At 27.6% G+C, this 24,912-nt stretch carries 25 protein-coding genes and 1 pseudogene; 19 read left to right on the top strand and 7 right to left on the bottom strand.

The features are described from left to right. The 4 genes and pseudogenes from CRU93_RS03630 to CRU93_RS03645 form a co-directional block, all read left to right on the top strand. Positions 1–125: pseudogene (locus tag CRU93_RS03630) on the top strand (thioredoxin-disulfide reductase); the annotation flags it as partial. A 16-nt stretch (positions 126–141) separates the two neighbouring features. Next, entirely contained in the window at positions 142–915 is a 774-nt protein-coding gene (gene dapB / locus CRU93_RS03635; RefSeq protein WP_129102825.1) for a 4-hydroxy-tetrahydrodipicolinate reductase, read from the top strand. Between the two features lie 86 nt (positions 916–1,001). Further along, the gene (gene purF / locus CRU93_RS03640) at positions 1,002–2,351 is read left to right on the top strand and encodes an amidophosphoribosyltransferase (protein WP_129102826.1); all 1,350 of its coding nucleotides are present in this window, start codon (positions 1,002–1,004) and stop codon (positions 2,349–2,351) included. Next, positions 2,351–3,313: a TIGR01212 family radical SAM protein gene (locus CRU93_RS03645; RefSeq protein WP_129102827.1), complete on the top strand. Its 963-nt coding sequence runs from the start codon at positions 2,351–2,353 to the stop codon at positions 3,311–3,313. The genes purF and CRU93_RS03645 overlap by 1 nt, the downstream gene beginning before the upstream one ends. A gap of 12 nt (positions 3,314–3,325) precedes the next feature. Here the strand turns inward: CRU93_RS03645 and CRU93_RS03650 are convergent, their stop codons facing one another. Beyond that, entirely contained in the window at positions 3,326–4,222 is an 897-nt protein-coding gene (locus tag CRU93_RS03650) for a LysR family transcriptional regulator (RefSeq protein WP_129102828.1), read from the bottom strand. A gap of 118 nt (positions 4,223–4,340) precedes the next feature. On the opposite strand from CRU93_RS03650, the gene CRU93_RS03655 reads away from it, so the two are divergent. The 13 genes from CRU93_RS03655 (at position 4,341) to CRU93_RS03715 (ending at position 17,157) form a co-directional block, all read left to right on the top strand. Further along, on the top strand, positions 4,341–6,395 hold the full coding sequence (locus CRU93_RS03655) for an ATP-dependent helicase (RefSeq protein ID WP_129102829.1): 2,055 nt from the start codon (positions 4,341–4,343) through the stop codon (positions 6,393–6,395). 76 nt (positions 6,396–6,471) lie between these two features. Continuing rightward, the gene (gene truB, locus CRU93_RS03660; RefSeq protein ID WP_129102830.1) at positions 6,472–7,320 is read left to right on the top strand and encodes a tRNA pseudouridine(55) synthase TruB; all 849 of its coding nucleotides are present in this window, start codon (positions 6,472–6,474) and stop codon (positions 7,318–7,320) included. Further along, a complete protein-coding gene (locus tag CRU93_RS03665) occupies positions 7,321–8,088 on the top strand; it encodes a 4-(cytidine 5'-diphospho)-2-C-methyl-D-erythritol kinase (RefSeq protein ID WP_129102831.1) in 768 nt (255 codons plus the stop codon). Next, positions 8,089–8,559 (top strand): SsrA-binding protein SmpB, encoded by a 471-nt coding sequence (gene smpB / locus CRU93_RS03670; protein WP_129102832.1) that lies wholly within the window; start codon positions 8,089–8,091, stop codon positions 8,557–8,559. A gap of 160 nt (positions 8,560–8,719) precedes the next feature. Beyond that, a complete protein-coding gene (gene ccoN, locus CRU93_RS03675; protein WP_129102833.1) occupies positions 8,720–10,189 on the top strand; it encodes a cytochrome-c oxidase, cbb3-type subunit I in 1,470 nt (489 codons plus the stop codon). 15 nt (positions 10,190–10,204) lie between these two features. After that, positions 10,205–10,888 carry a cytochrome-c oxidase, cbb3-type subunit II gene (ccoO, locus tag CRU93_RS03680; RefSeq protein ID WP_129102834.1) on the top strand — a complete coding sequence of 228 codons (684 nt, stop codon included), beginning with the start codon at positions 10,205–10,207 and terminating at the stop codon, positions 10,886–10,888. A 9-nt stretch (positions 10,889–10,897) separates the two neighbouring features. Further along, a complete protein-coding gene (locus CRU93_RS03685; RefSeq protein ID WP_129102835.1) occupies positions 10,898–11,128 on the top strand; it encodes a CcoQ/FixQ family Cbb3-type cytochrome c oxidase assembly chaperone in 231 nt (76 codons plus the stop codon). After that, entirely contained in the window at positions 11,125–12,015 is an 891-nt protein-coding gene (locus tag CRU93_RS03690; protein WP_129102836.1) for a c-type cytochrome, read from the top strand. The genes CRU93_RS03685 and CRU93_RS03690 overlap by 4 nt, the downstream gene beginning before the upstream one ends. Before the next feature lies 1 nt (position 12,016). Then, positions 12,017–12,259, top strand: a complete 243-nt coding sequence (locus CRU93_RS03695; RefSeq protein WP_129102837.1) for a DUF4006 family protein — start codon at positions 12,017–12,019, stop codon at positions 12,257–12,259. Positions 12,260–12,362: 103 nt separating this feature from the next. Then, positions 12,363–12,992 carry a hypothetical protein gene (locus CRU93_RS03700; RefSeq protein ID WP_129102838.1) on the top strand — a complete coding sequence of 210 codons (630 nt, stop codon included), beginning with the start codon at positions 12,363–12,365 and terminating at the stop codon, positions 12,990–12,992. A gap of 12 nt (positions 12,993–13,004) precedes the next feature. Then, the gene (locus CRU93_RS03705) at positions 13,005–13,565 is read left to right on the top strand and encodes a hypothetical protein (RefSeq protein ID WP_129102839.1); all 561 of its coding nucleotides are present in this window, start codon (positions 13,005–13,007) and stop codon (positions 13,563–13,565) included. Then, positions 13,555–15,897: a PD-(D/E)XK nuclease family protein gene (locus CRU93_RS03710; RefSeq protein ID WP_129102840.1), complete on the top strand. Its 2,343-nt coding sequence runs from the start codon at positions 13,555–13,557 to the stop codon at positions 15,895–15,897. Before CRU93_RS03705 ends, CRU93_RS03710 begins: the two co-directional genes overlap by 11 nt. Positions 15,898–15,966: 69 nt before the next feature. After that, on the top strand, positions 15,967–17,157 hold the full coding sequence (locus CRU93_RS03715; protein ID WP_129102841.1) for an aromatic amino acid transport family protein: 1,191 nt from the start codon (positions 15,967–15,969) through the stop codon (positions 17,155–17,157). 74 nt (positions 17,158–17,231) lie between these two features. On the opposite strand, the gene CRU93_RS03720 is transcribed toward CRU93_RS03715, so the two are convergent. From CRU93_RS03720 to plsY, 6 genes are all read right to left on the bottom strand, one after another. Then, positions 17,232–18,467, bottom strand: a complete 1,236-nt coding sequence (locus tag CRU93_RS03720) for a porin (protein WP_129102842.1) — start codon at positions 18,465–18,467, stop codon at positions 17,232–17,234. Between the two features lie 108 nt (positions 18,468–18,575). Continuing rightward, the gene (prfB, locus tag CRU93_RS03725) at positions 18,576–19,673 is read right to left on the bottom strand and encodes a peptide chain release factor 2 (RefSeq protein ID WP_129102843.1); all 1,098 of its coding nucleotides are present in this window, start codon (positions 19,671–19,673) and stop codon (positions 18,576–18,578) included. Then, positions 19,673–20,380 carry a cytochrome c gene (locus CRU93_RS03730; protein ID WP_129102844.1) on the bottom strand — a complete coding sequence of 236 codons (708 nt, stop codon included), beginning with the start codon at positions 20,378–20,380 and terminating at the stop codon, positions 19,673–19,675. Before CRU93_RS03730 ends, prfB begins: the two co-directional genes overlap by 1 nt. Before the next feature lie 121 nt (positions 20,381–20,501). Continuing rightward, positions 20,502–21,791 (bottom strand): major outer membrane protein, encoded by a 1,290-nt coding sequence (locus tag CRU93_RS03735; protein ID WP_129102845.1) that lies wholly within the window; start codon positions 21,789–21,791, stop codon positions 20,502–20,504. 178 nt (positions 21,792–21,969) lie between these two features. After that, positions 21,970–22,281 carry a dihydroneopterin aldolase gene (locus tag CRU93_RS03740; protein WP_129102846.1) on the bottom strand — a complete coding sequence of 104 codons (312 nt, stop codon included), beginning with the start codon at positions 22,279–22,281 and terminating at the stop codon, positions 21,970–21,972. 36 nt (positions 22,282–22,317) lie between these two features. Next, on the bottom strand, positions 22,318–22,941 hold the full coding sequence (gene plsY, locus CRU93_RS03745; RefSeq protein WP_129102847.1) for a glycerol-3-phosphate 1-O-acyltransferase PlsY: 624 nt from the start codon (positions 22,939–22,941) through the stop codon (positions 22,318–22,320). 135 nt (positions 22,942–23,076) lie between these two features. Between plsY and nadA the strand changes: the two genes are divergently transcribed. Together nadA and nadC are read left to right on the top strand one after the other, a co-directional pair. Then, the gene (nadA, locus tag CRU93_RS03750; RefSeq protein ID WP_129102848.1) at positions 23,077–24,069 is read left to right on the top strand and encodes a quinolinate synthase NadA; all 993 of its coding nucleotides are present in this window, start codon (positions 23,077–23,079) and stop codon (positions 24,067–24,069) included. Beyond that, positions 24,066–24,887: a carboxylating nicotinate-nucleotide diphosphorylase gene (gene nadC, locus CRU93_RS03755; protein ID WP_129102849.1), complete on the top strand. Its 822-nt coding sequence runs from the start codon at positions 24,066–24,068 to the stop codon at positions 24,885–24,887. Before nadA ends, nadC begins: the two co-directional genes overlap by 4 nt. Positions 24,888–24,912: the final 25 nt, after the last annotated feature.

Consider the following 24,912-nt stretch of genomic DNA (forward strand, 5'->3'; position numbering starts at 1 on the left):
TGAGAACTTCTTTACCTGGTTTATATGCTGCTGGTGATGTTAGAATTGATGCTGCTAAACAAGTCGTTTGTGCTGCTGGTGACGGTGCTACTGCTGCTGTTGATATTATTGAATTTTTAGGATAAGAGGGAAAATTAGATTATGATAAATATAGGTATTGTTGGAAGTACAGGAAGAGTAGGGTCTCTTTTAATTGATGATTTAAAAAAAGATGAAGAAGCAAAATTAACAGCTGTTCATGTATTTGATAAATTAGAAAAAGATGTACCAGAAGATGTAGTTATTACAAATGATATGAAAACTTTATTAGAAAATGCAGATGTGGTAATTGATTTTTCTGCACCTGCTGCAACTGAAGAGTTATTAACTCAAGTAATAGAAAGTGATATAAAAAAACCATTAGTTATAGCTACAACTGGTTTTTCTAAGCATCAACAAAACTTATTAATTGAAGCAAGTAAAATTGTTCCAATTCTTTACTCAACAAATATGAGCTTAGGAGTTGCAGTTTTAAATAAACTTGTTTCATTAGCTTCTAAAACTTTGAAAGATTTTGATATAGAAATAGTAGAACAACACCACAGATATAAAGTTGATTCTCCATCTGGAACTGCATTGACTTTAGCAGAAAGTGCAGCAAAAGCAAGAGATTTAGATTTAGATAAGGTTAGAGTTTCAGGTAGAGATGGTGAAATTGGTGCAAGAACAAAAGATGAAATTGGAGTGATGAGTCTAAGAGGTGGAGATATTGTAGGTCGTCATACTGTTGGGCTTTATAATGATGGAGAATTTATTGAACTTCATCACACTGCAACTGCAAGAAATACTTTTTCAAAAGGGGCAATTAGAGTTGCCAAATGGCTTGTTGGTAAAGAACCAAATTTATATTCAATAAATGATGCTTTAGGTCTATAAGAATAATCAAATTTTAAAATAAAATTAAAGAGAAGAAATTTCTAGCGCATCAGGTTCACTTCTCTTTTTTTCATAAGGTTAAATAAATGTGTGCAATAGTTGGAATTTATGGTAATGAAAATGCTGCAAGGTTAGCTTCACTAGCTTTGTTTTCGATGCAGCATAGAGGTCAAGAAGCAACTGGAATATCATCTTCTTGTAATGGTAAAATTTATACTAAAAAAGATAGAGGTTTAGTATCTGAAGTTTTTGACGATGAAGCTCTATCTCATTTAAGAGGGAATATGGCAATAGGTCATAATAGATACTCAACTGCAGGTGGAGATTCTGTATTAGATGCTCAACCAGTATTTGCAAAGTATAAATTAGGAGAAATATCTATAGTTCATAATGGTAATTTAATTAATAAAAATGAAGTTAGAAAAGAATTAATTGATAATGGTGCAATATTTCAAACTGGAATGGATACTGAAAATTTGATTCATCTAATTGCAAAAAATACAAAAGATAGATTAAGAGATAGAATAAAAGAGGCTTTAAATAAAACTATTGGGGCATACTGTTTTATTATTCAATCAAGATCAAAACAGTTTGTTATAAGAGATAGATATGGAATAAGACCTTTATCTTTAGGTAAATTAAAAACTGGTGGTTATATTGTTTCAAGTGAAACTTGTGCATTTGATTTAGTAGATGCAGAGTTTATTAGAGATGTAAGACCAGGTGAGATGTTGATTTTTAGTGAAAAAAGTGATGAGCCAGAATCAATTCAACTATTTGAACCAGAATATAGACCTTGTGCATTTGAATATGTATATTTTGCTAGACCAGATTCAATGATTGATGGAAAAAATGTATACCAAACTAGACAAAATATGGGAAAAGCTTTAGCAAAAAATGATGCACAGAAAAATTTCAAAGCTGATATTGTTATTCCTGTTCCTGATTCTGGAGTTCCAGCAGCACTTGGATATGCAAGACAGAGTAATATTCCTTTTGAATTAGGGATTATTCGAAACCACTATGTAGGTAGAACATTTATTGAACCAACACAAGAGATGAGAAATATTAAAGTGAAAATGAAATTATCACCTATGAAATCGTTAATTGAAGGTAAATCTTTACTTGTAATTGATGATTCAATTGTAAGGGGAACTACATCAAAAAGAATAGTAAAAATGCTTAAAGATGCAGGAGCAAAAGAGGTTCACTTTAGAGTTGCAAGTCCAGAAATAAAATACCCATGTTATTATGGAATTGATACACCAACACAAGAAGAATTAATTTCTCATAGAATGACAAAAGATGAAATTTGTGAATATATTCAAGCTGATTCATTGGAATATTTATCAATTGAAGATTTAAAAAATTCAATAGGTAATGATAGAAATTATGCGCTTGAAAGCTTTGATGGAGACTATTTCGTAAAAAAATAATGAGTGATTTAAAAGAAGTATTAACAATAGGAAGATATTTTAGAAATAAATTTGGTGAAACTGTATATAAAGTTCCTATTTCAATTTCTGGATTTACTTGTCCAAATATAGATGGCACGGTTGCAAGAGGAGGATGTTCATTTTGTGAAAATGATTCCTTTTCCCCTAATTTACAAGGTAATAAGCCCAAATTTAAATTAAATCCAAAAGTAAAAGAGAATCCATATTTAAATAATCAATTAAAACAATTAGAAATGCAGTTTAGTGCAACAAAAAAGAGATTAGAAAATAAATTTGGTGCAAAGAAATTTTTAGTATATTTTCAATCTTTTACAAATACATATGCTCCTTTAGAGACGTTAAAATCACTTTATTCAAAAGCATTAAGTTATGAAAATGTTATTGGCTTATCAATAGGAACAAGAACTGATTGTGTAACGGAAGAAATCTTAGATTATTTAGTAGATTTATCTAAACATAAAGAAATTTGGGTTGAGTATGGAATTCAATCTTTTTATGATGAAACACTTGATGAAATAAATAGAGGTGATTCAAGTGATAACATGAGATATTGGATAAAAAGAACAAAAGAAAAAGGATTAAATGTTTGTGGACATTTGATATTTGGTCTTCCAAATGAAACTCAAGATATGATGTTAAATACTTTAGATCAAACAATAAAGTTAAATGTAGACTCTATTAAGTTTCATCCTTTGTATGTTGTTAAAAATACATTATTAACAGCAAAATTTAGGAATGGAAAATTTACACCTATTAGTGAAGATATGTATATAGATACAGTAGTTAAATCAGTAAAAAAACTACCTGGGAATATTTCAATTCAAAGAGTAACTGCTGGAATTGATGATAGTACACTATTATCACCTCAATGGTGTAAAAATAAACATCAACAAATATATAAAATTAGAGAAGCTTTATTAAAAGAAGGCTACGTTTATTAAGCTAAGAATATCTTAGCTTAATTTTAAAAGGTAATCTACTACATTTTCTACAAATGCATCGTGTTTTCTATCTTTTCTATAAGCAATATATAGTTTTCTAACCATTTTTTGTGTTCCAATTCTTGATTCATGTAGAACGCCTGCTTTAAGAAGTGATTCTATTGCATTTCTTGATACAATTGATACTGTTGGAATATCATCTTTGTCCGAGTGTAGAACTGTTTGTACAATTGTTGTTGCACTTGTTACTTCACTTGTTACATTAAAAGTATCACAATCTGGGTAATTTGCTTTTTCAAGTGAATCTTTAAAAATCAATCTAGTATGTGAATCTGGATTTCTACAAACCCATTTATAAGATAATAAATCTTTGGCTTTTGCTTTAGGTGGTAAAGGTTGATTCGAAAAAATTACTATTTCATCATTCATCCATTCTCTATATATAATATCTTCATTTGGAATATAGTTTTCAACTAGTGCCATATCAATTTTTTTATCTAATAAATCTTCAATTGCTTTATGAGAAACAGAAACATTTATTGAAACATCATTTTTTATATTCTCTTTTAAACTATTTAAAAATCTAGGTAAAATATAGTTTCCAATAATAAAAGATGCTCCAAAAACAAATGTGACATCTTTATTCATGATTTTTAATAACTCTTTTTCTGCATTATTAACACATCTTTCTATTTTTTGAGCAATAGAATAGAGCATTTGTCCCTCTTTTGTTAGCCTGATACCATTTTTCTTTCTATCAACAATTTGTACATCTAGATAATCTTCAATATATTTCATCTGTTGAGTAACTGCTGGTTGAGAAATTCCTAATTTTGAAGAAGCTTTTGAAAATGATTTTTCTCTAACTACAGTTAAAAACGTTTCGATTTTTGCAAAATCAGTTAACATTATTTTGAACCTTTAAATATTCTTTATTTAAATAATACCATTTGTTTATAAATAAATAAATTAAGTAAAAAGTTTATTTAACCAAATTATGTTATAATCTAATATAATTGGAGAGCAAATGTCAAATAATTTTTTATCATCATTAAATGAATCACAAAAAGACGCAGCCCAGCATATTGATGGCTCGTTGTTAATTTTAGCGGGTGCAGGATCTGGTAAAACCAAGACAATTACCACGAGGTTAGCTTATTTAATTTCAATTGGTATAGACCCTGCTTCTATTTTAACTCTTACTTTTACAAATAAAGCGGCAACTGAAATGAGAGATAGAGCATACTCTTTAATTGATCCTTCTATGCTCAATACACCACCGCTTTTATGTACATTTCACAAATTTGGATTGCTACTTTTAAAATTTTATATGAAAGAATTAAATAGAAATAATAATTTCATAATTATTGATACTGATGATAAAAAAAGAATATTAAAATCTATAGATAAAGAGTTGTCACTTCCTTTATTAGCAAGTGAAATTTCAAAATACAAAAACTCAATACTTTCACCAACTGAAGCAAAGGCTGCTGCTCAATTAAAAATGTATCAACAAATAGCAGATGTATATGAAAAATATGAGAACTACTTAGAAAAAAATAATTTAGTAGATTTTGATGATTTACTTTTATTACCTTATAAAATTTTATCAAAAAATAAAAAATTAGCAGAAGAAATAAGCCAAAAATACCAATACATAATGGTAGATGAGTATCAAGATACAAATGAGTTACAATATAAATTATTAAGAAAACTTTGTTGCACTCACAATAATTTATGTGTAGTAGGTGATGATGATCAATCAATTTATGGATGGCGTGGAGCTACTATTAAAAATATTTTAAATTTCACAGAACATTTTGATAATACAAAAGTAGTAAAACTTCAAGAAAATTATAGATCAACAAACACTATATTAGATCATGCAAATCAGCTAATTGAACACAATAGAGATAGATTAGGAAAAACTTTAGTTGGAACAAGAGAAAAAGGTAATAGTATTAAAGTTTATGAGTCTTCAGATGAAAATGAAGAGACAAGAAAAATTGTTGAAGATATTAAAAGCTTAATTGCAAGTGGTGAAAAAGCAAGCAATATAGCAATATTATTTAGAGTTAATGCCTTGTCAAGATCATTAGAAGAAGGATTTAATAAAGCAGGACTTGCATATAGATTGGTTGGTGGAATGAAATTCTATGAAAGAGCAGAAATCAAAGATTTGATTGCATATTTTAGAATTTTAACAAATAATAATGATAACTTCTCATTAAAAAGAATAATTAATAAGCCAAAAAGAGGAATAGGAAAAACAACAATAGAAAAACTTGATGCAAAATCAATTGAGTTACAAAAACCAATTTTTCAAATAATAGAAGAGTTTGAACCAGAAGAATTAGCTCAAGTAGTAGGTAAAAAAAATTCTAGAACATTAAAAGTATTTATGGCATCTGTTATGGATTTAAAAGATACTTTAGAAGAATCAAAAATGAGATTTTTAGATTTATTTGAAGATACATTTGATTATAGAAGTTCATATGATAATGCACCAGATGGGTTTGATAGACAATCAAATATTGATGAATTTTATGGGTATATTAGAGATTATTTTATACAAAATCCTTTTTTAGGATTAGAGGATTTTTTAAATGAAATTGCATTAGAATCAGAAAATAGTGAATTTACAGATGAAATGGTTTCAATGATGAGTATTCATGCTTCAAAAGGTTTAGAGTATAAACATCTATTTATTATTGGATTAGAAGAAGGTTTTTTCCCAATCATTGGAGATGGAAGTGATATAGAAGAAGAAAGAAGACTTGGATATGTTGCAATTACAAGAGCAATGGATAATCTTACTATGTCTTTTGTACATTCAAGATTTTACAAAGGTAAAAGAGCTCTTTTAGGTAAAAGTAGATTTTTAAGTGAATCTGGGCTTATTAAAGGTTCATTAACAATAGAAAAAAACTCGATGTACAAAAAAGGTGATTTAGTAAAACATAAAATTTTTGGTATGGGTAGAGTTCAAAAAGCTATGAAAGCTGGAAAAGATTATAAGCTTACTATTAACTTTAGTGGGCAAAGAAGAGATATTCTTTCTTCTTTTATAGAAAAAATATAATAACTTGATATTTTTCTATTAAGTATAAAAATAGATGAAAATAAAATAAAAAATTAATAATTGGAAAATTAAATAGATGCAGAAAAGACTTTATAATAAAGAGCCTTTAAATAAACTATTGGTTGTAAATAAGCCAATGCATATTAGTTCAAATTCATATTTAAATAGAATTAAAAGAAAATATAAAAATAAAAAAGCAGGTTTTAGCGGAACACTTGACCCTTTTGCTTGTGGATGTTTAATAGTAGCTTTTGGACAATACACTAAACTTTTTAACTATTTAAATAAAACACCAAAAAGATATAAAGCAGTTTTATGGCTTGGGACTACTTCTTACTCTGAAGATATAGAAAATATTATAGATATAAAAGATGAAAAAGTTTTAAATTTAAGAATACTAAAAAATGAAATCAATAAGCTAAAAGGTGATATTGAATATTTACCTCCTAAATATAGTGCAAAAAAAATAAATGGTAGAAGAGCTTATGAGTTAGTAAGAGCAGGAGTTGATATTGAGTTAAAAAAACAAATTATGACGATTTATGATATAAAATTAATTTCATATAATCATCCTTTTATTACATTCGAATCAACAGTTAGTGAAGGCTCATACATAAGAAGTTTAGCTCAAATACTTGCAAGAAATTTAGATGTAGTTGGAACTTTATCTTATCTTGAAAGATTAAATGAAGGAGAATTGTTTTTTGAAAATGAAAAAGACTTAAATCCTTTAAATTATATAAATTTGCTATATAACAAATATAGTGGAGAAAAAGAGTGGCTATATGATGGCAAAAAAATAAGTATAGAGTTTTTGGAAAATAAAAATGATGGAAAATATATTATACTATTTGAAGACTTTTTTAGTATAATCGAAATTTCACAAAATAGTGTTTCATATATATTAAATAAGGTAAAATTGTAAATGGAAGTAAGTATTAAATCTTATGCAAAAGTAAATATTTTTTTAAAAATAGCGGGCAAAAGAGATCATTACCATGAAATTGTATCTAGATTTGTAAGAGTAAAAAATTTATATGATACAATTAGATTTACCCCTGATAATAAAACTAATGAATTTAACTTAATTGGTGATTTTGGATGTGATGTTAAAAATAATTCTATATATAAAGCCTTTATAGAATTAAGAAAATATTGCCCAAAAATTGATGCATTCTTTAGAATCTATAATATAGAAGTTGAAAAAAACATTCCAGAGTTTGCTGGATTAGGTGGTGGAAGTTCAAATGCTGCTGCTTTCTTAACTTTGGCAAATAGGTATTTTAATTTATATTATAAAAAAGATAAATTAGCTAGAATAGGTGCTAAAATTGGTGCTGATGTACCTTTTTTTATTTATGAATATGATAGTGCAAATGTGACAGGAATAGGTGAAATTGTTGAAGAGTTTAAAGAAGAACCTTTAGATATTGAGGTAATTACACCAAAAATTAAGTGCCATACTGGAAAAATTTTTAATTCTTTTCGCGATAATTTTTATAAAGAGATAACAAAAGAACAAAGTGCAGAACTTTTAGTAATGAAAAGTAAAGATATTTTGAGTAAACTTTCAATTGAACAAGCAAATGACTTGTACTTACCAGCAATTAATCAATACCCCAAATTAGAAGAGTATGCAAAAAAAGATTGGTATTTTAGTGGAAGTGGAAGTTCATTTTTTAAGGTGTTATAAATGGCAAAAGAAAAAAATAAAAATTTAGTTTTTAAAAATAAAAAAGCATTTCATGATTTTTTTATTTTAGATACTTATGAAGCAGGAATAGCACTAGAAGGTAGTGAAGTTAAAGCAATTAGAGAAGGAAGAGTTAATTTAAAAGATAGTTTTGTACGAATTATCAAAGGGGAACTTTTTTTATTGAATGCCCATATTTCACATTTAAGTACTGCTCATAGCACATATAGACCAGATGAAAGAAGAAGTAGAAAACTATTACTTCATAAAAAAGAGATTGAAAAAATCTTTTCAAAAGTTACAAAAGATGGAGTTACTACTGTAGCATTAAAGATGTATTTTAATAGTAGAAATATGGTAAAAGTACAAATTGCTACTGCACAGGGTAAAAAACTTCATGATAAAAGAGAAGATTTGAAGAAAAAAACAATGCAAAGAGAAACACAACAAGCTTTGAAAAACTGGAAATAATCATTTCTTTTTGAGTAAAATCATTTCTTTTGGTATAAGTTAAAAAAACCTTAAAAAAAAATATCAATTATTAAGCTTAACTTTATGGAGTTTAGGCTAAGATTTTTTTTAAGTGACAAACCTGTGACTTGATATATAAAAAATTAGTAGGAGGAGATTGATGCAAAACGGTGCAAGAATTGAGTATGATTACTCAGTTGCAAAAGCCTTTACATTTGCAACAATTTTGTTTGGTATCATTGGTATGGTAATTGGTGTTATTTTAGCATTTCAATTAGCATTCCCTGGCTTAAATCATTTAGCTGGTGAGTATGGTACTTTTAGTAGATTGAGACCATTACATACTAATGGTGTTGCATTTGGGTTTACACTAAGTGGTATTTTTGCTACATGGTATTATGTTGGTCAAAGAGTATTGAAAGTTTCTTTAAAAGAATCTCCATTCTTAATGACAATAGCAAAATTACATTTCGTGTTATATTTCGTGACTATTCTTTTAGCAGTAGTAACTTTAATTATGGGTTATACTACATCTAAAGAATATGCAGAGTTGGAGTGGCCATTAGATATTTTAGTTGTATTATGGTGGGTACTTTGGGGTATTTCTATTTTTGGACTTATAGGTATAAGAAGAGAAAGAACATTATATATTTCGATTTGGTATTATATTGCGTGTTTTATCGCAGTTGCAATGCTTTATTTATTTAATAATATGGAAGTTCCAACATATTTTGTTTCTGGTGGAATTGGTTCATGGTTACACTCTGTATCTATGTATTCTGGTTCTAATGATGCATTAGTACAATGGTGGTATGGACACAATGCTGTTGCATTCGTATTTACTGTTCCTATTATTGCAATGATTTATTATTTCTTACCAAAAGAATCAGGTCAAAATGTTTATTCTTATAAATTATCGATCTTAGCATTCTGGGGATTATTATTCGTTTATTTATGGGCTGGTGGACACCACCTTCTTTATTCAACTGTTCCTGACTGGATGCAAACAATGGGTTCTGTAATGTCAGTTGTATTAATTTTACCATCATGGGGATCTGCTATTAATATGCTTTTAACTATGAAGGGTGAGTGGCAACAATTACAAACTAATACATTAATTAAATTTATGGTATTAGCTTCAACTTTCTATATGTTATCAACAATTGAAGGTCCAATTCAAGCAATTAAATCTGTTAATGCAATTGCGCACTTTACAGACTGGGTTCCTGGACATGTTCATGATGGTACTTTAGGATGGGTTACATTTATGGTAATGGCAGCATTATATCATATGGCACCAAGAATGTATGGAAGAGAAATTTATTCTAAATCATTAATGGATACACAATTCTGGTTACAAACAACTGGTATTGTTTTATACTTTACTTCTATGTGGATTGCTGGTATTACACAAGGTATGATGTGGAGAGCTTATGATGAATATGGTTCATTAGTTTATTCATTTATTGATACTGTTACTGTATTACATCCATATTATACAATTAGAGCTGTTGGTGGGTTATTATACCTAGTTGGTTTCTTTATGTTTGCATATAATATTTATAAAACTGCAACATCAGGTAGAATTCTTGATAAAGAACCAGTAAATGCTTCACCAGTTGCAGCTTAAGAGAAGGGGTAAATAATGTTTCATTGGTTAGAACAAAGACCGTTTTTCTTTGCGGTATTCGTATTTATATTTGTTGCATTTGCAGGTATTGTAGAAGCACTTCCTGACTTTGCAAAACAAAGTAGACCAACAGTTGGTACTAAGCCTTATACTGTATTAGAGTTAGCAGGTAGAAATGTTTATATAAAAGATTCATGTAATGCTTGTCACTCTCAATTAATTAGACCATTTAAATCAGAAACTGACAGATATGGTATGTATTCACTTTCTGGTGAGTATGCATACGATAGACCATTTTTATGGGGATCAAAAAGAACAGGACCTGATTTACACAGAATTGGTAATTATAGAACTACAGATTGGCATGAAAATCATATGTTAGATCCACAGTCTGTTGTACCTGGTTCAATTATGCCTTCGTACAAACATATGTTTAAAAATATTGCAGATTTAGACTCTGCATATGCTGAAGCTTTAACTGTTAAAAAAGTATTCAATACTCCATATGACCAAGATTTAAATGGTGATGGAAAAATTGATGTTAAATTAGGTGATTACAAATCTGCAATTGCAAATGCTAATGAACAAGCAAAAGCAATAGCAGCAGATATGAAAAACCAAAATGTAAAAGACGCCGTAGCAAACGGTAAAGTTCCTGAGATAGTTGCATTAATTGCATATTTAAATTCTTTAAAATAAGAGGATAAAATGGATTACGACGCTTTATTGAATCTTCAAGGTTATGTGAAGTTTTTTTTGGTACTTATTGTATTTATTTTATTTTATTCGTATGCTTATTCTATTTATAGAAGAGATAAGAAGGGTGAAAGAAATTTTGAAAAATATTCTGACCTTGTTCATGACGATTCTATAAAGTCAAGTCCTCTTGAAGATAGAAAAAAAGACAAAGATATAAACGAGAAGGAGAGTATCAAATGAAATCTATGGTAATAGGTGGAATTATTCTTATCGTTGCGTTAATAGCAGGAACTTACTTTATTGCAGGTGACGCTTTTAACAGCGATGATTATATTAATAGCTTAACAATGTTAGGTGCTATTGCAATTATTACTATTACAGTATTTGTAGCACTTAAATATATTAATCAAATGAAAAATGATACTGCTAGTGGTGAATTAGCAGAAGACAACTGGGATGGTATTGGTGAATATAGAAACCCTATTCCTACTGGTTGGGGATTAGCATTTATTGGTTCATTAATTTGGTTATTTTGGTATTATTCAGTTGGTTATCCAACAAATGGGTTTTCTCAAATTGGTCAATGGAATGAAGAGACAATTGAGTATAATAAAAAATTTGCTTCAAAATGGGAGAACCCTAGTCAAGATACATTAACTGCTATGGGTGAATCTATATTTTTGGTACAATGTGCACCTTGTCATGGTGTAGATGCTGAAGGTATTGAAGGTAAAGCACAAAATTTAACTCATAGAATGTCAAAAGATTCTATTATTCATGTTATTAAACATGGTGCAAATAACTTTAAGGCAAAATATCCTGCTGGAATGCCTCCAATGATGTTAACTGATGAAAAAGACATTGATGCTGTAGCTACTTATGTTGCAGGTGGATTTAAAGGTGAACAACCAGCAGCATTTGGTGTTTGTGCTGGATGTCATGGTGCAGATGGTAAAGGAATGGCTTACGTTGCTCCAAATATTGCTAATTATAGTAATGATTTAGTTCAAACTGTATTAACAAATGGTAAAAAAGGTGCAATTGGTGAAATGCCAAGTTTCAAAGGTAGATTAAATCCTACTCAAGAAAAAGCATTAGCTACATATATTAGAAGTTTAGGAGAGTAATATGTCTGGAAATACTCAAATGAATGAAAATGAAAGAGGAATTTTCTCTCTTCTTCATGGTATTACTGGAATGTTGATTGCTACTGTGTTATTACTTGCTATTTTAGTAGGTTTAACATATTTTGCTATCAATGTTCAACAAGATGAGTCAACTAATTTTTATAAAATTAATCAGAATTTGGATGGTTTAAAAGCTAATAGTCCTGATAATTATAAAGAATATAAATTAGTTGGAAAGAAATAAGGAGAAAGTTATGGACAAAATAATTGGAGTTTTACTATTAGCATCTGCATTTTATTCTATTTATCTAGCTTTCTTTGATTCTGCAAGAGTTTTTGTTGGATAAATGAAAGTTTTTAATTTTACTAAAATGATAGTGCTTTTTGCACTATCATTTTTTTTATCAACAAACTTATATGCTACAGAATATGTATTAAGTAATGATGGCTTAATAGATGAGCGTGCAGTAGGAAAGATAGATCAAATAGGTAATGAGGTTAAATCAAAGCTTGGCGTTAATATATATGTATATGTAAAAAGAAGTTTAGGTTTAAATGAAGATATATCTACAAAAGATAAAATTGATTTTATAAAAAAAGAAGAGTCAGAGTTAAAAAAGAGACTAAAAAAACCATATGTTGCATTAACAATGGCTGTTGATGAAACTCATGTAAATTTAATTGTATCTTCAAAACTAAAACAAATTGTAGATAAAGATGATATCTTAAATGGTTATGTAGTACCATTATTAGCTTCAAAAGATAAAAATACACTTCTCTCAAAAGTAAGTGCAGCAGTATTAAATGGTTATGCAGCTGTTGCTGATACTATAGCAAAAGATAGAAATATTAAATTAAAATCAAGTATTGGAAGTTCAGGAAAAGTTGCTGGAACTATTTGGAGAATATTTATGTATACTCTTATTGTGCTTGGGCTGTTAGTTTATGTGTATGCTATTTTGAAAAGAAGAAAATAATAGGATTATATAATGAAAAGAAATTATTGGCCACTGTTTTTTATAGGTATATTTAGTTTTACTTTTTTGATGATTGTATGGACTATTCATAATACATTAAAAGTACCTGTAAATGAAGATGATGCATTTTTAAGTAAATATCAATATATTGATGATAATTTTAATAATGTAGTAACATCAAATAAGAAGTTTTTATCAAAATATGATTTTAAACTATTTCTTAATGGAAAAGAAAAAAATCTTGATATTAGTGATGTTTTTTTATCTCAAAGAGTTATAGATAATAGAACAAAAAATAAAGATTTATTAAATGTTGGTAAAAATAAAATAAGAATAGAAATTTTTGATAAAAATACAAAAAAAATTGATTCTGGATTTGATATAAAATTTAGAATTACTCAAACAACAAACAATAACTCAAAAGAAGATTTTACAAATAAAAATTTCAAATTTGAAAAAGATGGGTATGTTTCTACTATTGATGTATCAAGAGTAGGATATTGGAATATAATTGCAACATTCCAAAAAAAGCAAGAAAAAGGCTACCTTTTTATAAAAACAAATGCAAAATAATCAAAGATTAATTGTATACCCAACTTCAAGGGCAATAAGACAAAATGTACTTTTGCAAAAGGATACAAATAAATTATTGCCTTTTTTTCTTACAATAGATGATTTTTTTAAAAAATCTTTCTCATACTCAAACAAAAAATCAATAGATGAAGAACAAAAGTTCATTTTTTTAAAAGAGTCAATAAAATTTGATGAGTTTAAAAAACTTGGAATATCATCAAATTTTACACAATTTTTGAAACAAAGTGATTATATATTTAGATTCTTCAATGAAATTTCAAGTGAAAAAGTATCAATTGATGATATTAAAGATGTTGATACATATGAATTTTATAATGAACACCTTGAAATTTTAAAAAAAGTTAAACAAAATTATATTGAAATTTTAGAAAAAAACAATTATATTGATAGAGTAAATGAGGTTAAATATCAAAAAATAAATTTAGATTTTTTAAAAAAATTTAGTGATATAAAATTATATTTTGAAGGGTATTTTACAAATGTAGAGTTTGATAAAATCATTGAAATATCAAAAAATATAAACTTAATAATAAATATTAATACAAATGAATATAATAAAAAGTCATATGAAATATTTAAAAATATTGGTATTGAATTAGAAAATGATTTTAATTATTCCCTAGATATAACAAATAAAAAAATTATCAAAAAACAAAAAAAAGAAAATAACTTTAGTAACTTTGAGATTAAAGGATTTAGTTCAAGAATATCACAAATTGCATATATTAAATCTTGTATTGTAAATAGTATTAACAAAGGAGTTGATCCTTCTAATATTGCTCTTATTTTACCTGATGAATCTTTTGCTACAAATCTTAGACTTTTTGATGATGAAGGTTATTTTAATTATGCAATGGGTATTGATATAAACAATTCTAATAGTTATAAATTATTATATAGTTTATATAATTATGCAAATGAAAAAGATATAAAAAATTCTCAAAGCATTGAATTTTATGCAATAGATATAAATTTTTTAAATGAAATACTATCTTTTTGGAATACACAAATAAACAAAAATAGTTTTTCAGTTTTATGTAATTATTTAATTGAGTATGAGAAAAATAAAGAAATTCTCAAAAAGTTAAAAGAAGTTATATATAAATTAGATAATTTACTATTTTCTAACAATACAAACATATTATTTAAAGAAGTAGTAAAAATCTTATTACAAAAAATATCAAATATTACAATTGATGATATTAATTCAGGTAAAATTACTGTAATGGGACTACTTGAAAGTAGAGCTATAAAATTCGAAACTGTTATAATTTGTGATTTTAATGAATCTTATATCCCTAAAATATCTTTAAAAGATAAATTTTTATCAACAAAAGTAAAAGAGTTTGCTAAACTTCCAACAGTAAAAGACAGAGAAAATCTGCAAAAATATTATTATAAAAGATTAATTGAAAACTGCAAAAATTTGTATGTTAGTTTTGTATCAAATGATACTTCAACTATAAGTAGATTTGCAAGTGAATTATTTGATAAAAGACTTGATGATTCAACTTATGACAATAACTATAAGCATATTTTATATAAAAAACAGAAAATAAATCATTTTGATAAACAAATAATTGAAAAAATTGATTTATCAAAACTTACTTGGTCAGCAACATCACTTAAAACATATTTACAATGCAAACGTAAGTTCTATTTTCAATATATATTAAGACTAAAAGAGCATGAAATATCTCTTAAGCCAAAAGGGTTTGAATTAGGTGATATAATACATAAAATACTTTATGAGTATTATGAATTAGGTTTTGATACAAAAGAGCGTTTACAGGCTTTATTTACTAAATATACAAATAAAAATCCATTTTTAACTTTAGAACTGGAAGTATGGAAGAAAAAAATAGAGCAATTTTATAATTTTGAAAAACAAAGAATTCAAAATATTCAAGTTTTACAAAAAGAGATGCCTTTTAATATTACATATCAAAATATAAATATAAAAGGTGTTATTGATAGAGTTGATAAAATAAATGATACTTATTTGGTAATTGATTATAAAACATCTGCTAATTTAAAAGTTGATTCACTGAAGAATTATGAAAAAAGTTGCGATTTTCAATTAGAATTTTATTTTCTTGCACTTCAAAATATTTATAAAACTTCAAATATTGAGAGTTACTATTATGATCTAAATAGTACAAAATTATTAAAAGAAGTTGCTATTAATGAAAAACTTGATTTATTAAATGAAACTTTTGCTGAACTTAAAACTACAAAAGTGAATTTTGAAAAATGTGAAGATAAATCTATTTGCAACTTCTGTTCATATAAAACTCTTTGCAACCGATAATTTTTTTTACTTATTAACCCACACTAAGGCCTTTTTCTGTAAAATGTTTTTTTACTTAAAGGACTATAATTGAATATAAATAAATTGATTGGTAGTACATTAATTATTGCAGGAACAACAATTGGTGCTGGTATGTTGGCTTTGCCAATTGCAAGTGCAACTTTTGGTTTTGTAACTTCTTGTATAATAATGACAATAATTTGGGCTTTTATGGCTTATACTGCATTACTTATGATTGAATTACATCAAAATGCAGATGTTGATGCGACACTGAATACTTTGGCTTATAATATACTTGGTAGAAAAGGTCAAGTAATAGCAATCTTTGCAATGCTTTTTCTTTTTTATGCTTTGTGTGCAGCATATATCTCTGGTGGTGGCGAACAAATATATGATAAAATAAAGCAGTATTTTGATTTTGAGATACCAATGCAATCAGGGGCAATACTTTTTGCTTTAGTAATTGGCCTTGTTGTTAGTACAAGTACACGAAGTGTTGATCTTTTAAATAGAGTTTTATTTTTGATTAAAATAGTTGTATTAGCAATTATGTTAACTTTTTTAATGCCTCTTACTTCAATTGAAAATTTAACTCATATGCCAACTCAACAAGCATTGGTTTTTGCAAGTTTACCTGTTATTTTTACATCTTTTGGTTTTCATGGTTCAATTCCATCAATTGTAAGATATATTGGAAAAGATATAAAAGCTTTAAGAATTATTATGATTTGTGGTTCTTTATTACCATTAATTGTTTATATATTATGGGAGTTAGTTTCACATGGCATTTTAACCCAAGAACAACTTGTAGCAAATAACTCCTTAACTTCTTTTATTAAAGCACTTAGTTTCGTTGCAAATAATGGTTATATATCAGTTTTAATCTCATTATTTGCTAATCTTGCACTTGCAACTTCTTTTTTAGGAGTTAGTTTAGGGCTATTTGATTTTTTACAAGATTTTTTATCAAAAAAAGATAAAAAAGCTTCAAGATTATTAACAGCACTTGTGACATTTCTTCCTCCTTTAGCTTTTGCTTTATTTTATCCAGAAGGATTTATAAAAGCACTTGGATTTGCTGGATTTGCATTGGTTATTTTAGCTTTGTTTTTACCTGTAGCAATGGTATATAAACAAAGAAAAACAAATTTAGATTATGAATACAAAGTATTTGGTGGAAATATAGGATTATTAGTTGTTGTATTATTTGGAAGTTTAATAATAGCTGTTCAAATTTTGCAAATGTTAAAAGTTATATAAATAAAAAAAGGTGAGATGAAATCTCACCTTTTAATAATAAACTACAAGTAGTCATGCAATATATATTCTTTATATTAGAAAGAGTATTGTACGTTTAATCTTCCAATTGTAGAATCTATATCTTTATCTGTGCTACCTCTTTCTTTATCTTTTGTAAATTGACCAAATTGTACATAAGTAGAGAAGTTTTTACTCATATCATAAGTAACTTTTGTATAAATTTCTTCTTGATCTCCAGTATCTACTGTTTTAGAACCTGTATCAATTGAAGAATATTTTAACGCAATATTTAATTTTGGTAATATTTGTGCACTAACACCAGCATAAATAGCATCTGCATCATTAATACCTGTTAAAGTAACTCTCCAGTGTGGGTCCATACCAGTTTCAGCACTATAATCTAATGCAGTTGTTCCACCATCTTCATCTGTGTGACCATAGTATAAGTATGCACCAAAGATTCCCATGTTTGCATCAATACCAATTTTAAATAATTTATTATCTTTTGATGTATCATCTAAATCTAAAGAAGAGTATCTTACAAATGGACTTAATTTTACATCACCAACATTATATGCTGCTTTTAATCCTACAGTATATGCATCAGCAATGTCTTGTAAATCAATATATGAAGCATCTACATTAATTCCAGCAAATGAAGCCATAGCACCAACAAATACTACATTCTCATCACCATTGATATCACCTATAAAATTACCTTTTGAATCTTTTCTATTTCTTGGATGTAATGTATCAGAAATTTCACCATAATCCTCACCTAAGTTTGTTTGGTTGAAATATGCTGCTGCTAATGTAACAGGTCCAACATTAGTAACTGCTAAAGCACCAGTACCTGTTTGTTCATTACCCATTGCATCTCTAGGCATTGTAAATGGAGTAGCTAAAGCTTGTTTCCCTAAAGTAATAGCAGTATTTTTAATTCCTGTATAAGTGAAGTTTACTTCAGATAAAGTTACATCAACTTGTTGATCACCATTATCATGAGTACTTAATGAAGCTTCACCAGCTTGAGCTCCACCAATAATAAATCTAGTATTTGCTGTAACATCTTCATTTACTTTTGATTTTAAATTTAATGCAATTTTGTAATTATTAGTTGATTTACTGTGATGTTTTTTTACTCCATTCACTTCACCATAGTTATCTTCATAATCATTATATCTGTATGTAACTGTACCAGATACATCTACATTTTTAATAGCATCTTCTAAAGCCTTTGCTGAAGAAGTAGTAGTTAATCCTGCAACTGCAACAGCTGCAACTAAACTCATCTTTGCGAATCTTTTCATTGTGTTTCCTTTTTGTAATTAAAGTGTAATATATTATATTTAAAATATTTTTAATATATATTAAAAAGTTGGTTAATTTTTAATCTTTTTAAATAATTTTATTTATTATTATGATTTAGATGTAGCAATTAAAACATCTTCTATTATTTTTGTTATATCACCATCTAAAATTGCAGATACATTTGAGTATCCAATATTACTTCTAGTATCTTTTACTTGTTGGTATGGTTGTAATACATATGATCTAATTTGATGTCCCCATCCAATTTCACTTTTTTCTACTCCATCACTTGCTACTTTTTGTTTTTCTAGTTCATATTCATAAAGTCTACTTTTAAGCATTTTCATAGCACTTGCTTTATTTTTGTGTTGACTTCTATCATTTTGACATTGAACTACTATATTTGTTGGAATATGAGTTATTCTAATTGCACTTTCTGTTTTATTTACATGTTGTCCACCAGCACCACTTGATCTGTATGTATCTATTCTAATATCTTTATCTTCAATATCAATATCAATATTATCATCAATTTCTGGGCTGACCATAACTGAAGCAAATGAAGTGTGTCTTTTAGCATTTGAATCAAAAGGAGAAATTCTTACTAGTCTATGAATTCCATTTTCTGCTTTTAAGTATCCATATGCATTTACACCTTTTATTATAAATGATACATCTTTTATACCTGCTTCATCACCATCTTGATGATCAAGAACTTCTACTTTAAAGTCATTTCTTTCTGCCCATCTAAGGTACATTCTATAAAGAATACTTGCCCAATCTTGTGACTCTGTTCCACCTGCTCCTGGGTGAATAGAAATAATGGCATTTAGTCCATCATCTTCGCCACTAAGCATTACTTCAATCTCAGTTTTTTTAACTATTTCTTCTATATCATTAGCCTCTTCATATAACATATTTAAAGTCTCTTCATCGTTATCTTCAAGGGCTAATTCGTAGATATCATTTGTATCTCTTAATGCATTATTTGCTTTATCGAATTTGCTTAATTTACTTAAAATTCTATTTTTTTCAATTCCTATTTTTGTTGCAAGTTCTACATTATTCCAAAAGTCTTGATCAGCTTCTTGAGCTTCTATTTCTTCAAGTCTTTTGTGTAATGCTTCAGGATTTAAAATAGACTTAATATTTTCAAGTTTTTTATTTAATAGTTTTAAAAGTTCACTATATTCGTAATTATCCATTATTTTTTAGATTCTTCTTTCTTTTTTTGATTTATACTTCTTAAGTATACATATACATTTTTTACATCTCTGTCATTCATTAGTGTAGCATAAGGTTTCATTACAAAAGCTGCTCCTCTATCATATGTTCCATTATTATAATCTCTAATAGAAATAGTAAAATCTTGAAGATTTAATTTATTTATTTGTCTAGATAGACCTTTTGCTTTTAATTCACCTTTTTTACCATGACATGATTGACATTTGTTTTTATAAAGTTTTTCACCGGATTTACTTTTTCTAATATATATTTGTTTTTTCTTTAAAGCAATCTCTTCTTTTTTTCTTTGTTCTAATCTTTGTAAGATTTTTGCTTCTAAAGCTGCTTCATCTATATTTGAAACTACAACTTGTTTTTGCATTGGCTCTTGGTGTTGTGCCATTGGTATAACTTGTTGTTTAACAGCTTGTTTTGGTTCAGGTTTTTTAAATATATAAATATAGTTATTTGCATTCTCTTTTGATGTGATTTTAATATCATCAATTTGCCAACCATCTTTTTTCATATCTTCTACTGATTTTTCACCTTTACATAAGCCTCCATCAAGCTTTGTTTTCTCAATTGTTGCCATATCTTTATGGTTCTCTTTAAAACACATAGTAGTTTGTGCTGCAGCCACACTTAAAGTTATCATTGAAGTTAAAGTAAGAGTTGAAAGTAATCTCATTTTTATCCTTTATTAAAATTAAGGATATTTTATCATAAATAAGTTAAATAAATTTTGAGTAAAAAAAAAGGTTAGGCAAAAAGCCTAACCTTTGAAGTAATATCTTTAGCTAATCAGCTGATTAGAAAGAGTATTGTACTTGAAGTCTTCCAACAGTACCATCATTGTCATTATCATGGTTATCTGCACTATTTTCAAATTCAGCGTGACCGAATCTGATATATCCACCAAAGTTTTTAGACATTTTGTAAGAAGCTTGTAAATAATAAGCTGTATCTGTTGTATCTTTTGCTCTAGAAGATGTTTCATCTTTATCTAATCTGTTATAATTAAGAGCAATGTTTAAGTTTGGTAATACTTGTGCATCTACTGATGTTTTTAAGAATTTAGCATCAGCAATACCATTTACAGTTAAAATCCATCCATTCATTGTAGTTTTAGCATCATTATCAAGTGCTGTTAAACCACCTTCTCTATCAGTCCAACCATATGCAACTTTTGCACCAAAGATACCCATGTTAGCAGCTAATTCAAGTTTTGTTAAAGAGTTATCTTCTCCATCAAATTTATGTGAATCAGTATGATCAACATTTTGTGCTAATTCTTGATCAACATCAAGTTCAGTATGTCTTGCACCAATAGATAATTTAACATCACCTACATTAAATTTAGCTAATGCTCCAATTGTATAAGTATCAAAACCTTCTGCCATATTTAAATACCAAGCATCAAGTGCAACTGGTCCAACATTTCCCATGATACCAATTGTAGCAACATCTTCGTCACCTTCAATTACATCTGTACTTTTATTTCCATCATAATATTTAGTACCATCAAGTGTTACTGCGCCAGATTCACCTAAGTTAGTTTGGTTAAAATAAGCAGCTGCTAATGTAACAGGTCCAACATTAGTTAATGCTAAGATACCAGTACCAGTTTGTTCATTTCCATCTGCATCAATTGCAACTGTCCATGGAGTTGTTAAACCTTGTTTACCTAAGTTAATAGTAGTATTTTTAAGTCCAGTATAAGAGAAATAAACATTTGATAAAGTAACATCTGCTTGTGCATCACCACCTTGAGTTGTATTTAATGATACAAAACCAGCATCAGTAGGTGAACCAACAATAAATCTTGTAACTGCAGTTACATCTTCATTTACTTTTGCTTTTGCAGTTAATGCAATTTTATAGTTGTTTTTACTTTGATCTTTATGTTGCTTATAATTACCATTTTTATCAATACCATTTCTTTGACTATTGTCAAATTGTCTATCATCATATCTATATACAACTGTACCAGATACGTCTACGTTTTTAATAGCATCTTCTAAAGCTTTCGCTGAAGAAGTAGTAGTTAAACCTGCAACTGCAACAGCAGCAACAAGACTCATTTTTGCGAATTTTTTCATTTGTTCTCCTAAAATTTCGAAATTTAATAATCAGTATTATCGGAGCGCGCGAACCATTCTAAAAAAGGGTTTAGAAACTATCCCGATACACCGTCATGCAAATTGTACATAAGTAAATTTTAAAGTTTTCTTAAAATGAGTTTTTTATGAGTCTTTAGCTGTAAATTTAAGGTATTTTTTACTTTACAACTGAAACTTTGCAATTACTTATGATATGGGGTTTGCAGATAGAAAGTTTCAATTTTGTGATATTATAGTTGTCATAAATGTGTCTTTTTATGTAAATAATAGCATCTTCAATAAGCTCAAACTTTCTTTTTTTCATAATTTTTTCTATATCATATGCTATTTTTGAATAGTCTATAAACTTTTCATTTTTAAAGTTATATTTAATTTTACAATTAATAATGACACTTTGTTCTTTCTTTCTTTCAAAAGGCAAGATTCCTATGATACATTTGAAGGTTAAATCTTCTATTTTTATTTTCATTTTCATTGTAATTAAAGGAAGAAAAAAGTTATTTAATTAAATAACTTTTTTCTCTTCTCCTTTTATTAATCTTACAATATTTGGAATATGTTTGTAGTATATTATAAAAGCTATAATATACATAGGAGCATTACTTCCTTCTTCAAGACCATTATTTAATACAATTGCACTTAATATTACAGCAGTTAATCCAAAAAGTGAAGACAATGATGACACTTTTAAAACTTTTGCACAAAACCCCCAAACTATTGCTCCAATTAAAGTAGGAATAGGAATAAGTACTATAAATACACCAAGTCCTGTTGCAACACCTTTTCCTCCCTCTAAACTTAAATAGATTGAATAGCAGTGTCCAAGTACACTTAAAACTGCAATTGCCCAAAGTGTTTCTTGTGGCATATTTAAACTTTTTGCTACTATTAAAACAAATGTACCTTTTAATGCATCAAGTAAAACTGTTGCAATTCCAAGTTTTTTTGCTAGTTTTGGATTAGTTTGTTTAACTACTCTTAAAACATTTGTTGCTCCAATAGAACCACTACCAGATTCTTTTACATTTACATTTGCAAAAGTTTTAGCAAGAATTAGACCAAATGGAATAGAACCTACTAAATATGCAAATATGTAAAATAGAACATTTGAATTTGTTAAAAAATCCATATATTACCTTTATTAATATTTTTGCTTATTTTGATTAAAAAGATTATAACAAAAATTTTGTTATATTCCCATTATCTATTTATGTAGTAAAATATAAACAAATAATATGTAATAAAAAGCCATAAAGGTTAAATTTTGAATTTAAAAGAAGAGATTTTAAAATTAAAAAAGAGACTTGATGTTACTGTAGTTGCACACTTTTATCAAAAAGATGAAGTTTTTGAACTTGCAGATATTGTTGGAGACTCTTTAGAATTAGCAAAAAAATCAATGCAAACACCTTCTAAATATATTTTATTCTGTGGTGTTGGTTTTATGGGTGAGGGAGTTAAGATTTTAAGTCCTCAAAAAAGAGTATTGATGCCAAAAATTGCATGTTGTGCTATGGCTAGAATGATTGATGGTGATTATTATGATGATAGTATCAAAAAATTAAATGAAGCTGGAATAGAAAGTGAAGATATTTTACCAATTACTTATATTAATTCAAGTGCAGCAGTAAAAGCAAGAGTTGGTAAAATGGGTGGATTAGTATGTACTTCTTCAAATGCTTATAAAATTATTGAAAAAGGTTTGCAATCAGGTAAAAAAATTCTATTTGTACCTGATAGATGTTTAGGACAAAACTTTGCAAAACAAATGAATCTAAAATCAGCAATTATAGGTGATGGATCTAATTTAAAACAAGCAGATATCATATGTTATGATGGTTTTTGTTCTGTACATCAACAATTTAGTGTAGAAGATGTAGAGTTTTATAAAGATAAATATGATGATATTTTGATAGCTTCTCATCCTGAGTGTGATCCAAGTGTTTGTGATGCATCTGATTTTGTGGGGTCTACTTCTCAATTAATTAAATTTATTAATGAATTACCAGAAGAACAAAAAGTTGCTGTGGGAACTGAATTTAATATGGTAAATAGATTAAGACAAAAAAATACATTTATCTTAAGTTCAACAAAGCCAGAGTGTCCAACAATGAATGAAACAACTTTAGAAGATTTATATAACTGTCTAAAACAGCTTGAAAATGAGCATGATGCGCCTTATGTTGGTGAAATTATTGTAGATGAAGATGACTCAAAGTGGGCAAGAATTGCTCTTGAAAGGATGTTTGAGATATGATTAATATTAAAAAGTTTGTAAAAAATGCCATCATTGAAGATAATGGTAGAGGAGATCTTTTTTTTGATGTTGCTCCAAAAGGAAGATTTACTGCAAAAGTTATATCTAAAGATGATGGAATTATAGCAGGTGTAAAATATGCAAAAATTTTGGCAAGAACAGAAAAATTTGATTGTAAGTTTTTGAAAAAAGATGGGGAAAGTGTAAAAAAAGGTGATGTAATAGCTGAAGTAGAAGGGAAAGCATCTGTTTTATTATCTAGTGAGCGAACTTTTTTAAATTTATTACAACATGCAAGTGGAATAGCAACAGTTGCAAATACTTATGCTCAAAAAATTAAAGATTATGATGTAGTTTTACTTGATACTAGAAAAACAAGACCTCAATTAAGAGATTTTGAAAAGTATGCAAGTAGAGTAGGTGGAGCAATAAATCATAGACTTGGATTAGATGATTGTTTGATGTTAAAAGATACACACTTAAAAACAATTGATAATTTAAAAGAGTTTATAATAAAAGCAAGAAAAAGAATCTCTTGGGTTACAAAAATAGAAATTGAATGCGAGACAATGCAACAAGTTCAAACTGCAATGGATGCAGGGGCTGATATTATTATGTGTGATAATATGGAAATTGAACAAATAGTTGATGTTGTTAAATATAGAGATTCAAATTACCCTCATATTTTACTTGAAGCAAGTGGAAATATAAATTTAAATACGATTGAAAATTATGCAAAAACTGGTGTTGATGCAATTAGTAGTGGAAGTATAATTCATCAAGCTACATGGCTAGATTTTTCAATGAAATTTAATTAATGATTAACTTTTTGTTAGTGAAAAA

The organism is Arcobacter sp. CECT 8985 (assembly GCF_004116495.1).
Lineage (GTDB): Bacteria > Campylobacterota > Campylobacteria > Campylobacterales > Arcobacteraceae > Malaciobacter.

Excerpts from the sequence above, each read along its gene's own strand:
- dapB (WP_129102825.1), top strand. The coding sequence starts at position 142 with ATGATAAATATAGGTATTGTTGGAAGTACAGGAAGAGTAGGGTCTCTT.
- purF (WP_129102826.1), top strand. The coding sequence starts at position 1,002 with ATGTGTGCAATAGTTGGAATTTATGGTAATGAAAATGCTGCAAGGTTA.
- CRU93_RS03645 (WP_129102827.1), top strand. The coding sequence starts at position 2,351 with ATGAGTGATTTAAAAGAAGTATTAACAATAGGAAGATATTTTAGAAAT.
- CRU93_RS03650 (WP_129102828.1), bottom strand. The coding sequence starts at position 4,222 with ATGTTAACTGATTTTGCAAAAATCGAAACGTTTTTAACTGTAGTTAGA.
- CRU93_RS03655 (WP_129102829.1), top strand. The coding sequence starts at position 4,341 with ATGTCAAATAATTTTTTATCATCATTAAATGAATCACAAAAAGACGCA.
- truB (WP_129102830.1), top strand. The coding sequence starts at position 6,472 with ATGCAGAAAAGACTTTATAATAAAGAGCCTTTAAATAAACTATTGGTT.
- CRU93_RS03665 (WP_129102831.1), top strand. The coding sequence starts at position 7,321 with ATGGAAGTAAGTATTAAATCTTATGCAAAAGTAAATATTTTTTTAAAA.
- smpB (WP_129102832.1), top strand. The coding sequence starts at position 8,089 with ATGGCAAAAGAAAAAAATAAAAATTTAGTTTTTAAAAATAAAAAAGCA.
- ccoN (WP_129102833.1), top strand. The coding sequence starts at position 8,720 with ATGCAAAACGGTGCAAGAATTGAGTATGATTACTCAGTTGCAAAAGCC.
- ccoO (WP_129102834.1), top strand. The coding sequence starts at position 10,205 with ATGTTTCATTGGTTAGAACAAAGACCGTTTTTCTTTGCGGTATTCGTA.
- CRU93_RS03685 (WP_129102835.1), top strand. The coding sequence starts at position 10,898 with ATGGATTACGACGCTTTATTGAATCTTCAAGGTTATGTGAAGTTTTTT.
- CRU93_RS03690 (WP_129102836.1), top strand. The coding sequence starts at position 11,125 with ATGAAATCTATGGTAATAGGTGGAATTATTCTTATCGTTGCGTTAATA.
- CRU93_RS03695 (WP_129102837.1), top strand. The coding sequence starts at position 12,017 with ATGTCTGGAAATACTCAAATGAATGAAAATGAAAGAGGAATTTTCTCT.
- CRU93_RS03700 (WP_129102838.1), top strand. The coding sequence starts at position 12,363 with ATGAAAGTTTTTAATTTTACTAAAATGATAGTGCTTTTTGCACTATCA.
- CRU93_RS03705 (WP_129102839.1), top strand. The coding sequence starts at position 13,005 with ATGAAAAGAAATTATTGGCCACTGTTTTTTATAGGTATATTTAGTTTT.
- CRU93_RS03710 (WP_129102840.1), top strand. The coding sequence starts at position 13,555 with ATGCAAAATAATCAAAGATTAATTGTATACCCAACTTCAAGGGCAATA.
- CRU93_RS03720 (WP_129102842.1), bottom strand. The coding sequence starts at position 18,467 with ATGAAAAGATTCGCAAAGATGAGTTTAGTTGCAGCTGTTGCAGTTGCA.
- prfB (WP_129102843.1), bottom strand. The coding sequence starts at position 19,673 with ATGGATAATTACGAATATAGTGAACTTTTAAAACTATTAAATAAAAAA.
- CRU93_RS03730 (WP_129102844.1), bottom strand. The coding sequence starts at position 20,380 with ATGAGATTACTTTCAACTCTTACTTTAACTTCAATGATAACTTTAAGT.
- CRU93_RS03735 (WP_129102845.1), bottom strand. The coding sequence starts at position 21,791 with ATGAAAAAATTCGCAAAAATGAGTCTTGTTGCTGCTGTTGCAGTTGCA.
- CRU93_RS03740 (WP_129102846.1), bottom strand. The coding sequence starts at position 22,281 with ATGAAAATAAAAATAGAAGATTTAACCTTCAAATGTATCATAGGAATC.
- plsY (WP_129102847.1), bottom strand. The coding sequence starts at position 22,941 with ATGGATTTTTTAACAAATTCAAATGTTCTATTTTACATATTTGCATAT.
- nadC (WP_129102849.1), top strand. The coding sequence starts at position 24,066 with ATGATTAATATTAAAAAGTTTGTAAAAAATGCCATCATTGAAGATAAT.